This is a genomic window from Nocardioides sp. GCM10030259 (assembly GCF_042666375.1).
GTDB lineage: Bacteria > Actinomycetota > Actinomycetes > Propionibacteriales > Nocardioidaceae > Nocardioides.
The window spans coordinates 181,491-195,058 of the sequence record NZ_JBHTDF010000019.1 but is presented as its reverse complement, the minus strand read 5'-3'; the positions used below and the strand labels follow the sequence as shown (position 1 = coordinate 195,058).

Annotated in this window: 9 protein-coding genes; 5 read left to right on the top strand and 4 right to left on the bottom strand. The window is 69.4% G+C overall.

Annotated features, from left to right (window positions below):
• Positions 1 to 65: 65 nt before the first annotated feature.
• On the bottom strand, positions 66 to 638 hold the full coding sequence (locus ACFQQI_RS17235) for a hypothetical protein (RefSeq protein WP_378566142.1): 573 nt from the start codon (positions 636 to 638) through the stop codon (positions 66 to 68).
• 124 nt (positions 639 to 762) lie between these two features.
• Between ACFQQI_RS17235 and ACFQQI_RS17230 the strand changes: the two genes are divergently transcribed.
• The gene (locus ACFQQI_RS17230) at positions 763 to 3,270 is read left to right on the top strand and encodes an ATP-binding protein (RefSeq protein ID WP_378566139.1); all 2,508 of its coding nucleotides are present in this window, start codon (positions 763 to 765) and stop codon (positions 3,268 to 3,270) included.
• Between the two features lie 254 nt (positions 3,271 to 3,524).
• Entirely contained in the window at positions 3,525 to 4,139 is a 615-nt protein-coding gene (locus ACFQQI_RS17225; RefSeq protein ID WP_378566136.1) for a hypothetical protein, read from the top strand.
• 19 nt (positions 4,140 to 4,158) lie between these two features.
• On the opposite strand, the gene ACFQQI_RS17220 is transcribed toward ACFQQI_RS17225, so the two are convergent.
• The gene (locus ACFQQI_RS17220) at positions 4,159 to 5,346 is read right to left on the bottom strand and encodes a hypothetical protein (protein WP_378566133.1); all 1,188 of its coding nucleotides are present in this window, start codon (positions 5,344 to 5,346) and stop codon (positions 4,159 to 4,161) included.
• 362 nt (positions 5,347 to 5,708) lie between these two features.
• Between ACFQQI_RS17220 and ACFQQI_RS17215 the strand changes: the two genes are divergently transcribed.
• The gene (locus tag ACFQQI_RS17215; protein ID WP_378566130.1) at positions 5,709 to 7,010 is read left to right on the top strand and encodes a sugar phosphate isomerase/epimerase family protein; all 1,302 of its coding nucleotides are present in this window, start codon (positions 5,709 to 5,711) and stop codon (positions 7,008 to 7,010) included.
• A gap of 93 nt (positions 7,011 to 7,103) precedes the next feature.
• Positions 7,104 to 10,652: a ThuA domain-containing protein gene (locus tag ACFQQI_RS17210; protein WP_378566127.1), complete on the top strand. Its 3,549-nt coding sequence runs from the start codon at positions 7,104 to 7,106 to the stop codon at positions 10,650 to 10,652.
• A gap of 56 nt (positions 10,653 to 10,708) precedes the next feature.
• Here the strand turns inward: ACFQQI_RS17210 and ACFQQI_RS17205 are convergent, their stop codons facing one another.
• Entirely contained in the window at positions 10,709 to 11,329 is a 621-nt protein-coding gene (locus ACFQQI_RS17205; RefSeq protein ID WP_378566124.1) for a maleylpyruvate isomerase family mycothiol-dependent enzyme, read from the bottom strand.
• Positions 11,330 to 11,391: 62 nt separating this feature from the next.
• Entirely contained in the window at positions 11,392 to 12,171 is a 780-nt protein-coding gene (locus tag ACFQQI_RS17200; protein ID WP_378566121.1) for an ATP-binding protein, read from the bottom strand.
• A gap of 1,001 nt (positions 12,172 to 13,172) precedes the next feature.
• Here ACFQQI_RS17200 and ACFQQI_RS17195 point away from each other — a divergent pair.
• The gene (locus ACFQQI_RS17195; RefSeq protein WP_378566118.1) at positions 13,173 to 13,508 is read left to right on the top strand and encodes an STAS domain-containing protein; all 336 of its coding nucleotides are present in this window, start codon (positions 13,173 to 13,175) and stop codon (positions 13,506 to 13,508) included.
• The last annotated feature ends 60 nt before the right edge of the window (positions 13,509 to 13,568 follow it).

The following is a 13,568-nucleotide window of genomic DNA, read 5'->3' as shown; positions in this document are numbered from 1 at the left end:
GTGCGCCGCCGCCTCGAGGAAGTCGTGAGGCGGCGGCGCACTCGCCGATCGGCAAGCGGGATCGGTCAGCAGGGGCGGATGTAGTTCGTTCGGTCGCCGAGGGAGGTCGAGCCCGCGTAGAACGCCGGCCGGGTGTAGGAGAGGAAGCGCCCCGAGTAGTCGTAGAAGCGGGCCCTGGTGCCGGGGGTCTGGTTGTTGACGTAGGCGCCGAACCAGCGGGGCGTGTAGTGCCAGGTGCAGCTCGACATGCGGTCGACCATGCCCGTGAAGTTGGAGAACGCATAGGTGCAGAACTGGTAGTACTCGCAGCCATGCACGGTTGAGGCGGCAGGGACGACGCTGAGCTCGCGTGCCCGGGTCTCCCCGGGGAGCGGCACCAGGGTGTCGCCGCCCTCCCAAGCGACCTGGTTGATCGCTACCTGAGTGCCGCCGGTCCGATCGATCACTCGGTCGACCCGAGCCTGCAGGGACTGCGCCTGGGCGGGCGACAGGCCGTGGGAGACGGCCTGGTCGTGAAGCTCGGCGGTGGGGGTCGCGGCGACGCGGGACGGCGGGTTGTACTCCCGGTCCGCTGTCGCCGGTGCAGACGTGAGGGCCAGCAGAGCCGTCGCGGCGGTGAGCAGAAGGGTGAGCTTCATCGATTCTCCCGAGCTGTTGGGTGTGGTTGCCGAATAGACTCTGCGGCGCGGCGACCGCCGATGACAGGTCGGGAACCGGACAGAAAGCGGACACGTTCCGGACTCGATCTCGGGGGAGAGCGACATGATCCGCGGGGCACCTCCGCCGACAGGAGAGGGCGCCGGCGCTCTGCTCCGCCGATGGCGGGAGCGCGCCCTGCTCACTCAGGAGGACCTTGCCCAGCGCGCCGGGGTCGACGTACGGACTGTCCGCCGGCTGGAGGCCGGTGAGCTCCGCCGCCCCCGCAGCTCAACGCTCCGGCTCGTGGTCGCGGCGCTCGCGCTCGACGAGGCCGATCGCGCACGACTGCAAGCGGCGCTGACCGAAGCCGCGTCGCCACCCACCGTCAAAGCCGAGTCGACCGCCCCGCGCCAGCTGCCCGCCGACCCGGTGGACTTCGCCGGCCGCACCGAAGAGCTCGACTACCTGCTCACCGGACGCGGCGACGGCGTACCGGTCTGGAGCATCGACGGCATGGCTGGCATCGGGAAGACCACCTTGGCGGTTCGCGCAGCACACGCGTGCGCCGGCGGTTATCCGGACGGTCAGCTGTTCCTCGACATGCACGGTGCCTCCGGGCGGCCACTCGACCCAGCCGACGCCCTCGACCGGATGCTGCGATCGCTCGACGTCCCTGCGGAGGCCGTGCCGCCGGGGATGGACGCGCGTGCGGCGATGTTCCGCAGCCAGGCCGCGCAGAGGCCGGTGCTCCTGCTCCTCGACGATGCCGCCCACGAAGACCAGATCCAGCCGCTGTTGCCCGGCGCGGGAGACAACCTGGTGATCGTGACAAGTCGGCGCCGACTGACGGGGCTCGACCGCGGCCGAACGGTGTCCTTGAACCCCCTGCCGACAGTGGACGCAGTGCGTCTGTTCTCCGTATCGGCGGAGTCGCCCGCCCTTGTCGCCGGTTCGCCCCACGCAGTGACTGAGGCCGTCGAGCTGTGCGGCCGCGTGCCGCTGGCGATTCGGATCGCCGCTGCCCGACTGCGCTCGCGACCGGCATGGACTCTCGACGACCTCAACTCACGGCTCGGTGCCGGCGATCGGCTGGCCGAGCTGGTGACCGGCGCCCGTGGCATGGGAGCTGCACTCGACACCTCGGTCGACCAGCTCGACGTCGACCACCAGCGCCTCTATGACCTGCTCGGCCTCATGCCCGGGCCGGACGTATGTCTTCCGGCCGCGACCGCCTTGGTCGACGCCGACCGCCGGGGAACACGAGCGATGCTCGACGTGCTCGTCGAGTGCCGTCTGGTGGAGGAGGTGCGCCCGGACCGATTCGCGATGCACGCGCTCGTACGCGAACACGCCCGCCGCCGCGGGGCTGCGCGGCGCGGCGAGGCGGAGGCGGCGATTCGAAGGATGCTCGATCACTACGTCGTCGCTGCGGCGAGGGCGGCGCAGGTCGCCTACCCGTATGTGCCGGCGGCGGCAGTCCCCGGCGGCCTGGTCGATCCCGATGCGCGACCTGATGTGCCGACGACCGGGCAGGACGCGCGACGATGGCTGGACGCGGAGCTGGACAACCTGCTGGGGGCTGCGCTGACCGCCCGCGAGAGATCGCTCGGACTGCATGTCGGCAGTCTGTCCGGTTCACTGGAGCGGCATCTGGCGACGACGGGTCGACATCGGGCGGCCGTTCCGCTCCACCGGGCTGCGCTCGACTGTGCGCGACGTGACGGGGACCGGGTTGCCGAGGCGTTTGCGTTGTGCCGGTTGGCGTTGGTTCGCCGGCGTCTCGGTCAGCCTGACCATGCCGCGCTCCTCTACCGCCGGGGTCTGGCCCTCGCACGGGAGACGGACAGCGCACTCCCCGCCGCCACGGCTCTCGTCGGGCTCGCCAACCTGCTGCGGCTTCGAGACGACTACGCCGGCGCGCATGACCTCCTCTCGGAGGCCTTGGCGCTAGCCCGTACGGCGGAAGGCGCGGCCGCGCTCCCGGAGGTCCTGGTCTACTCGGGCCACGTCCTGCGTCAGCGTGCCGAGTACGACGAGGCAGTCGCGTGTCTCTCCGAGGCGTTGAGCCTCGCCCAGGTGGTCGATCACGACCAGGTTCGTCTGGACGCGCTCGTCGGACTGGGACTGATCCGGGTAGTCGTCGGCGACGATCGCGGCGCCGGCGACCTGTTCACGCAGGCTCTCGCTGTCGCGTGCGCGAGCGGGTACCTCATGGGCGAGGCGACCGCGCGAGTGGGGCTCGGACACGTGCTGCTGCGGCAGCGGGACTCGAGTCGCGCTGCGGCCGTGTTCGGGGATGTGGAGGCTCTCGCCGACCGCCTCGGCAGCCGCAACTGGCTCTATGAGGCGATGCTCGGCCGTGCGCTGGCGTGCCGTGACTCCGATCCGCGGCAAGCCGTCGAGCTGGGCGAGCGCGCGTTGGCGATCGCGGAGGAGTTGGGAGCGCGGGCCGACGCCGCCCGGGCGCACGACCTGATCGCGGGTGCGCTCGCCCTTCTCGGTGACCGTTCCGGTGCCGCCGAGCATCTGGACCGCGCTCTGGAGCTCATGGCCGACGTCGGCGCTGACATCATCGAGAGCGGCGTCACCGCCGCCTCGATCGCCGAGCGGCGTGCACTCCTGGCGGAGTAGGTTCCGTTCGACGGGGCTTGCCTACGCTGGGGCCGGTCCGTCGAGCACGAGGTCGAGGTGGCGGCGGGTGTCGGCCACCCGCAGCGGGCCGGCGGTGCTGCGCACGTCGACCGGAACTGCTGCTGGCGCTGAGGCATGTTCGGGTGGGCAGGCGATCGCTCGTTCAGTTTGGCCATGACAACCTCGCAGCGGCCTGACACGCTCATTGCAGGTCTCGGCGCTTCTCGGGACGCCATCGTTCCGAGGAGCTCAGCATGAAGACACGCGTTCGCCCGATCTCGGCATTATCAACAGCTGCTCTGGCCCTTGCTGTGCTGTCGTCCCCAGCTCAGGCGCAAGTGGTCGACTCCGGCCACTTCGTGGACGAGTTCGAGGGCCAGGTCCCTGACGACGTCTACCTCTGCCAGTTCACCGACGACCCCGCGGACGGAGGGGTCCTCGCGGTCGACAGCGGTCGGGTCCGGGTCAACTTCATGCTCAACCAGCGCGGTTCGGGAAGTTTCCCCTACTACCGCGAAACGGTGCATGGCACGGTCGTGACCACCAACATCGAGACCGGCGGCACCTTCACCCAGGTCTTCAGCAACAACTTCCACGATCACGTGATCACCGACAACGGCGACGGCACCATCACCATCACGGTCTACGCTGCCGGTGGGACCCGGTTCTACGACCAGAACGGCAAGTTCGTCCTGAAGGACCCCGGCGCGGTCCGGTATGCCTTCGACGTCGACTACAACGACACGCCCGGTGACCCCTCCGACGACACCGAGGTCGAGGACAGCTTCCGGATCGTCCGGTCCTCCACCGGCAACAGCGACTTCTCCGATCGCAACTTCTGTGAGGACCTGCTGACCTTCACCAGCTAGTTGTTCGCGGCCGTGGCGGTCAGCAGCTGCGGCGAACCTCTCCGCGGCACTCGTCGCGTCCGCGCCCGCCGATGAGCGTGTCGCGACCGCCACGGCCGACCAGGACGTCCCTCCGGCCGCTGGTCGTCCAGAGCTCGCCGCGAAGGAGGTTGTTGTCCGCATCGCCGTAGATCCGGTCGGCGCGCCAGGTGCCGGCGACGTTCTGGACCCCGGTGACCGCTCCTCGCACGCGGGCGTGCTCCAGGGTGTGGTGGGCGAGGTCCACCCTCGCGCCGCCGCCGCGCAGGAGCGCCAGGTTGAGCAGGTCGACCCCGGGACCGCCTGCGACCTCGACCCGGCAGACCTCGACCTGGCCGCAGGTCGGGATCTCGGGGCGCCAGATGGTGGGCGGGAAGATGTCGTCAGCACCACGGCCACCGGCGAGCCGGAACGTCCCCGCCTGGGCGCGCGTGTCGACGGCCATCCGCAGGAAGTATCCGCGGACCTCGTCGTCGCCCGGTCCGCCCTCGAGGGTGCCGCCGTTGTAGCTGAGTAGCTCGTCGTCACCGGGCCCGCCGTGCACGGTGCCGTTGCCGACGCGGACCGCGTCGCTGCCGGGACCGGCCCACACGGTCCCGTAGGCGATGTTCGCCTCATCGTCGCCGCCGCCCATGCGGACGCGGCTGCGCCCGGTTCCGAACGCGGCGCTGAACAGCTCGTCCGCGTCGGATCCGATGAAGGTGTCGCCGGTCCCGGTCCCGCCGAACATGCTGATGGCGCCGGTGAAGCGGTCGTGGCCCCACCCATCGACGGTCCCGGCCGGCACGTCGATGGTGACGGGCGGCCCGTCATCCGGGCTGCCTGGCGTGGAGTCGCTGTAGCCGAGGTAGACCGACCGGGTGCCGTCGATCACGTCGTCGCCGGCGCCAGGACGGACGTAGATGCTCTCGTCCACGGGGGACGTGCCCGTGATGATGTGGTCGTCGCCATCGCCGGCGTTGACCGTCGAGTACCCGTGGGTGCAGATGACGTCGTTGCCGCCGAGCGCGTTGATCTCGACGTCGGCGAACCCGTCGTTCACGATGACGTCGGGGCCGTCGGTCCCGGTGAGCACGTCGCTGGTCGCGGTTGCGGTGACGGTGGCCGGCTGCCCGTCGCACGTTGCCGCAGCGGCGTGTGCGGCCGGTCCGGCGAAGGTGACGGTGGCCAGCGCCGTGGGAAGGAGCACGATGGCGCTCAACGCCATCGGGGTCGAGCGGCGACTGCGGGTACGGCGAGCGAGCCGGGAGAGCATCACAGCCGTAGAACCGTTGGAACGTGCCACAGCGTTACACCGAACCAGGTCCCGCAGCGAATGCTGCTTACTTTCGCAAGTTGCTTGCGAAAGTAAGCAGGCAACTATTGCCACTTTCGTCAGAGCCGCCCTAACTTGGTGATCCAGTTCACACGAGAGGCGTCGGGTCGCAGCTCCACTGGTACTCAACACAAGCCGGGCCGTCCGGCGTCCCCTGTCAAGGCCAACGGCGACGTCAGCTCCTCTCACCGTCACCCGAGCGTCATGCGACGCAACCAGGCACGAGGAGGAGCGCCATGGATCGACCCAACGCCCGTCAGTCCACCCCACGACTCAGCCGACGACACTTCATCGGGACGACCGCCGGCCTCGCCGTCGGTGCAGCGACTGCCGGGCTCGGCCCGCTCGGCGCGCTGCCGGCCGCGGTCGCCGGCAACGGTCGTCTCATCCCGGCCGGCAAGGTCGGCACGATCACCTTCACGCAGCGCGACGTCCCCGGCCGTCTCGCGATCGCCACCGGCAACCCTGCCTTCGGATTCCTGGGCGGCCCGGGATTCCCGCAGGACCCCACTGACCTCGGCCCGCTCGTCCCGCTGCCGGGCGGCTGGCGAGAGCTGTTCGAGTTCTTCGCCAAGGTGGGCATCAAGCAGGTCGAGTTCGCCGGCTACGGTCAGAACGCCGCAAACCCTGGTGGGACGGCGGGCTACCCCAATGACGGAAATGCGGCCGGACGCGCCGCTTACCTCGACTACGCCCGACGTCTCCGCGCCTTCCTCGACGAGTTCGACCTCGAGGCGATCGGCAACCACGGCTTCATCCCGAACACCTGGTTCGGACCCAACAGTCCGGGCGGCACCATGTCAGCGGCGGACGAGCTGCGGCTGCGCACGGAGCTGGAGTTCGCCGCGATTCTCGGCATGCCCTTCATGGGAACCGGCAACGACCCGACGAGCGCCAACAACCGCAACATCGAGCCCTGGACGGTCGCGTGCGAGAAGTGGAACGCGCTGAACCAGATCAGCGTCGGCGAGTTCGGCATCCACATGTACACGCACAACCACTCGCCGGCCTACAACTTCCTGCAGGACGGACCGATGGTCACGGTCACCGAAGACCGCGTCACCGGTGCCCCGATCGCTCCCACCCAGGTGCGGGCGGAGTCCGGCAAGCGACTCATGCAGCACTACCTCGACAACACCGATCCGGGCCTGGTGGTCATCGAGATGGACATCTACTGGGCACACGTCGCACAGCACCAGTGGCGCTGGCGCTACGACGAGAGCGGCAACCGGGTGGAGGACATCTTCGACCCGCTGGCGCAGGTGGCGACGCAGACCAAGCGCTATGCGCTGTACCACGCCAAGGACGGCGACCGGACGCTCGACCCGCCTGGCGTCGGCAACGGCTACAACTTCGTGCCCTTCGGTGACGCGAGCAGTGACATCGACTTCGAGACCTTCTTCGCGGGTCAGGGCGCGAAGGGCTTCCACAACCCGAACTACGAGCAGGACAACGCACCGGGCGGATCCGCTGACCCCGGGCGGTCTCTCCGGTTCACCCACTTCAGCGCCTACAACATGAACGGCCTGCGCGGCTAGCGCAGCGCCCGAACGCGCTCGGCTCCGGCCGCACCCTCGACTGGTCCTCGGAGGCGGCCGGAGCCGATTCAGGAATCCACAGAAGGAACTCCCATGAGCAAACGTAGCAAGCGACTGCGCCGCGCAGTCGCGCCGTTGGCCGTTCTCGGGCTGGTAGTTGTCGGCCTCACTTCGGCGTACGCGGCATCCAGCCCAGCCGCCGCGCCCAGCGCAGCGGAAGACGCCAGGGGCTACCGCGTCCTGGTCTTCACCAAGGCCGCCGGTGGTCAGCATCCGGCCACGGCGGCCGGCGTCGCGGCGATCCGCGAGCTCGGCCAGGCCCAGCGATTCGTGGTGCAGGTGACCAACGATGCGCGGAAGTTCGACGAAGAGCACCTCAAGCAGTACCGCGCGGTGGTCTTCCTCAACACCTCGGGTGACGTGCTGAACGACGCCCAGCAGCTCGCCTTCGAGCGCTACTTCGCGGATGGCGGCGGCTTCCTGGGCGTCGGCTCGGCGGTCGAGACGGAGCCGGGCTGGCAGTTCTACACCGAACTGCTGGGCACCCGGGCGACGGGCCGGACGTCGGTGCAACCCGGGACGATCAAGGTCGCCGACCGGACCCACGACGCCTCCAAGAGCCTGCCGGAGTACTGGACGCGCACGGACGCCTGGTACAGCTTCGACACCAACGTCCGCGGCAAGAGCCACGTCCTCGCCACGGTGGTCGAGCACGTCGATGACCTCGGGTCGTTCGAGATCCAGCCCTGGGGCGGCCGGCTCGAGGGCATCGAGGGCGCCACGATGGGCGCCGACCACCCGGTGACCTGGTGCAAGGACTGGCGGGGCGGCCGCTCCTTCTACACCGGGCTCGGCAACACGGCCGCGAGCTTCGCGGAGGTCGACCTCCGCAGCCACCTCGGCGGTGCCATCACCTGGGCGGCCGGTCAGGCGGACCCGGTCTACAGCGACTGTGGCGCGACGGTGCTGGCCAACTACCAGCAGACCGCGGTCGCCCTGCCGCCCAACATCAGCGAGCCGATCGGCTTCGACGTGATGCCGGACGACCGGGTCATCCAGACCGACCGCCGAGGCGGCGTACGACTGCACGACCCGGACTCCAACACCACGACGGTCCTGGCACAGATCCCGGTGTACACGGCCAGCGAGGACGGGATGTACGGGCCGGCGATCGACGCGGACTTCGCGAGCAACCAGTGGGTGTACCTCTACTACGCACCGCCCACGGTGAAGGACGTCAAGCTCTCGACCGGCGAGGTCGTCACCCAGACGACACCGACGGCGAATGCGCCGAACACCGGCGCCACACCGTCCGTGTGGGACCCCTGGGTGGGCTACTTCCAGCTGTCGCGGTTCAAGTTCGTGGACGCGTCCGGCGGCGATCCGGCACACCTCGACCTCGCCAGCGAGCAGGAGATCCTGCGGGTGCCGGTGAACCGGGGAGCGTGCTGTCACGTCGCGGGCGACCTCGACTTCGACACGCACGGCAACCTCTGGATGGTCACGGGTGACGACACCCCAGCGGGTGGCGGCAACTCCGGTGGCTTCGGGCCGTTCAACGACCAGCTGACGGCAGACGGCCAGTTCAACGCACCGCACGTCGATGCCCGGCGCTCCGCCCTCAACACCAACGACCTGCGCGGCAAGGTTCTCCGGATCACCGTCAAGGACGGCGACATCACGCCGGCGGAGGCCAACCGGTTCGGCGGCGCGTACGCCGTGCCGGAGGGCAATCTCTTCCCGGTCGGCACCGACAAGACCCGGCCGGAGGTCTACGCGATGGGCTTCCGCAACCCGTTCCGGATCCAGGTCGACGAGAACGACGTCGCCTACGTCACCGACTACTCCCCGGACTCGAACACGCCGCAGAACTTCCGCGGACCGGCGGGCACCGGGAGGGTCGAGATCGTGCGCAAGCCGGCGAACTACGGGTGGCCGTTGTGCTACCGGACCGACCTGCCGTACTACCGCTGGGACTTCGTCACCAGCCAACCGTCGGACGACCCGCCGCAGACACACGAATGTGACAACCCGACGCAAGGACCTCGCAACGACTCACGCTGGAACCGCGAAGGCGGGCCGACCGTCGAGCCCGGGCTGGAGTACTCGCCACCGATCACCAACCCGGACGTCTGGTACTCCTTCACCCCGGAGAACCGAACCGACAACCCGCTCGGAACACCGTGCTTCGCCTACTACAACGGCTCTGGCACCACGAGCTGTCCGCGGCTCTTCCCGGAGCTCGGCACCGGTGGGGTAGGGCCGCACGGCGCGGCGAAGTACTCCTATGACCCCGAGAACCCGGATCCGACCAAGCTCCCGCCGTACTACGACGGCTCGGTCTTCTTCGGTGAGTTCACCCGCGACATGTTGCGGGAGATTCGACTGGACTCGCAGGGCCGGGTCTTCAAGATCAACAACCTGCTCGACTGTGGGGGCCTCACCCCGCAGCGGGTGCCGCAGACCGGCAACCCCTTCGAGTGCGACAACCCGATGGACCTGCAGTTCGACGAGAACGGGCACTTCTACCTGCTCACGTACGGCGACGGCTTCTTCAACATCAACAACGACGCCGGCATGTACCGATGGGACTACGTGAAGGGACAGCGGGCGCCGATCCCGGTCCTGTCCGCGTCGCCCACGAGCGGTCCGGCACCGCTGACCGTCGAGTTCTCCAGCGACGGCTCGCGGGATCCGGACCCGGGCGACTCGATCGGGTTCGAGTGGGACCTGGACGGCAACGGGACCGTCGACTCGGTCGACCCGAACCCGGAGTTCACCTACACGACACCGGGACAGTTCACCGCGCGACTGACCGTGTTCGACTCCAGTGGCAAGTCGGCTTCGACGAACACGACCATCACGGTCGGCAACACCGCTCCGACGGTGACGGTGGTGGCCCCGGTCGAGGGTGGACTGTTCGCCTTCGGTGAGAGCATCCCGTTCTCGGTCACGGTGACCGATCCGGAGGACGGTGTCGTCGACTGCAGCCGCGTCGAGGTGACCTTCGTGCTGGGCCACGACGAGCACGGTCACGCCGAGGAGACGGTCAACGGATGCGCGGGCGTGCTGCCCACGGATGCGGCGGACGTCTCCCACGGCGGGAACGTGTTCGGCGTCGTGAGTGCGTCGTACACCGACCTCGGCGGCGCAGGCGCCGTGCCGGCCCTGACCACCGTCGACCAGGTCAAGGTGCGCCAGAAGCGTCAGCAGGTCGAGTTCGTGCTGGAGGAGTCCGGGACGAACGTCGCAACGACCAACGACCCCGATGGTGGCGGCCAGCACCGCGGCAGTCTCGGCAACGGCGACTGGCTCGCCCTCAACGGGCCGTTCGACCTTCAGGGCATCGACGACCTCACCTTCCGGGTCGCCAGCACGTCCGCGACCGTCCCGGCAGGCAGCCCGATGGCTGCGGTCGAAGTACGCCTGGACGCCGTCGCCGGGCCGCTCCTCGCAACCGCGACGCTGAACTCGACGGGAGGTACGACGGCCTGGGCGAGCCAGACCGTCGATCTCAGCGACCCCGGTGGCGCACACAAGCTGTACCTGGTCTTCCGATCCGTTCCCGGAGGCCAGACCGGCAACAACCTGTTCAACCTCAACTGGGCGGAGTTCGGCGGCCCAGGTGTCGCTGGACCTTGATCCGTGGCCGGAAGGGGGCCCGCCGGCAATCGTCGACGGGCCCCTTCCGGCGACGCTCAGTCCCGTGAGCGCAGCACCTCGACACCCGCGCCGGAGAGATCGTCCAGAGCGCTCGTCCGGCCCGTTCCCGCCATCAGCAGCGAGAGCATCGGTCCGCGTGCTTCCGGTCCGGAGCCGTGCGTCCAGTCGGTGTCGGTCGCCCTCAGGGTGACGCCGTCGATACGACGCTTCGTGCCGATGAGAGCGTTCGAGCCCTTGTAGAAGTCGAGCACCTGGCGCACCGCATCCGAAGGATAGGCGTGCCGGATTCCGAGCGGCCGCCTGATGTCTTCGGCGTGGACGATCGCCTCGCCCAGCCACGTCGTCGACGGGCCCGGCGGGTGCTTCCGACTGTGTTGCACGTCCCGGAAGCTCTGCAACGTCTGCGCCGGGGCGTCACCGCGCCACTGCTCGATGCCCCTGCGGCTGAACCGCTCGAAGCTGAATCCGGCGCCGGCCAGCCCGCGTAGGAACGCCGACGTCGACGTATGGGCGGTCGAGGTCATGTGCGCGAGGGCGTCCTGAACGGTCCAGTCCGGGCACAACGACCGTGTCGTCCACCGATCGACGGGCAGGTCGGCGAGGTCCTCCGCAAGTGCGCCGCGTTCCGCAGCGATCGTCGTCCAGATGTCCGCCATCTCAAGGACTCTAGGATGCGTGCCGTGGTCATGCACGTGGAACCTGTTCTCGTGACCACGCCTCAGGCCGACCGCAGCGGGCCCGTTCGCTCGCCGGTGCGAAGCGTCGCCCAATAGATGCGTCCGCCTGCGGGAGCGGCGGTCTGGCCACTGGCCGCTGCGAGTGCCTGCACGATCTGCAGCCCGCGACCGCGCTCCTGGATCGCGTCCGTGGTGTCGGAGGTCGCGCCACCCGCCGCGTCGGTGCTCCGCGGACGAGGATCCGGACTTCCGCGGTCGCGCACCGCGATGTGCAGCAAGCCCTGGCGACACTCCAGCCGTAGCTCGATGTCGGAATCGGCGTGCTCGAGGCCGTTGGTGACCAGCTCGCTGACGATCAACGTCACCTCGTCGGTGAGGTCCGGCACTCGCCATCGGGCCAGCACGTCGGCGGCGAACCGGCGGGCCCGGCCGGGCGCGGTGGGCGCGGGTGCGAGAGCCAGCCGTTCGCGGCGCACCGGCGGCTCCCTGAGCTGCTGAGCCATCGCGCCCTCGGCCGAGTCGGCGAGGGCGAGATAGCGTGCTGCCCCCGTCGCCCGGAGGGCTTCTGCTGGCTGACCCCGCGCACCGGCAAGCCAGATGACGGGGCCCGGCCAGGGTGCCGACCATTGAGCCGCGACCCAGACGGCGACACAGACCGGGTCGAGCCACGTCACCGCCGACAGGTCGCAGACCACGCACGTGGGACCGTCCGCCATTGCTTTCGCCAGGGCGCTGCTCAACTGCGATCCATCGAACGAACCGACAGGTCCGCTGACCCGCAACACTGCGCAGGAGTCGGTGTCGGCTCTGCTCAGGTCCACTGCCTCGGGCCACCTCCCCGGATCCGCAAACCGCTCACGGCCAGCGGGTCCGCACCGCGCCGGCGGTGAGTGCCATCTCGCAACCTCCCGACCCGGATGGGGGTCGGCAGGCTCCGATGCTCCTGAACATGACATGTACCCACGCTCGTGCAGGGCCATTCGGTCGTCGCGAGCAGCCACCAGCACGGCCCGGTCCCCGGCCTGGGTCACCAGCGCGGCCTCGCGCGCTGATCGCTCGATTCACCGTCCCGGCCTTCGTCGGGCCCGCAACATGGTTCAGGCTCGGAATCCACGGATTCCGAGCCTGAACGCATGGGTCGACCTGATGCTGCGCGGCTAGAGACCGCGACGTCGGCGGGACAAGCCGCGAAACAGCGTGCGGGCGCCGCGTTCGATCTCGCCGGTCGAGCCCGTGGCACCAGTAGTGCTCCCCGTGCGGGCAGGGCGCCCGGTCGTACCGTAGGCGCGTCCGCCGCCGAGGACGCGTGTCAGGATCCCTCGAATCATTGCAACTCCTCCCACTGTTCGCTGGCCTCGAGGTATCCGAGAGCAGGCGCGTCATGCACCTCGCTGCAGATCTGCCTGGTCAACCGCAGACGTGCCGTTGTGGAGCCTTCGGGGACCGCGGCAGCTGATCGATGAGGGTGCCGGCGCCCCCGCAGCCTGGAGCGGGGGCACCGGCGTGCGATCACGGGACGCCACGATCGCCGTTTGCCGACCCGTTACGGGGGGATGGGGCCGGGAGCCATCGACGACCGCGCGTTCCGTGCGCACGATCGGATGCTGCGTAGGCGGGATACCCGGTCCGTTGCTGAGACCCTTGCCCCTTACGAGTTCAGGCTAGGCGCCGCGACGCTCGGCGACAAGAGGTGGCGGGCCCTTGCGTCGAGCCAGTCGAATTCGCCCATTGGGGTGAGATCCGCGTCTCTGCCCGGGACTACGCTCTCGCCATCCAGGACGCTCAGCAACGGCGCCCCGGACTACGGGGTGGAGCGTCAGCCGTGGACGCCACATTCGACTTCTCGTACAACCCGCCGGTCGCTGTCCTGTCGATCGCGGGCGAGCTCGACACCGACAACCGCGACCAGCTCGCGTGGCGGCTCGTCGAGCTGGACGCGCTCGGCACCACCATCGTCCGCCTGGACCTCGGCCGGGTCAGCTACATCGACGTCGGCAGCCTGCGCCTGATCGACGACGCGCGGCGAAGGCTTCTCGGTCGCGGTGCGGCACTCGAGCTGGGGTCCGTCACGCCGTACTTCGCCGTGGTCTGCGGCCTGGCCGGCTACGTCGCCCTGGCAGCGCAGGCCGAGCGGCTCGGCGGGGAGCCGTCTTCCTGACCCAGCTCGACAGGTCGCGCCGCTACCAATCGGGTCCGGGCTCGGAGATCATCGATCTCC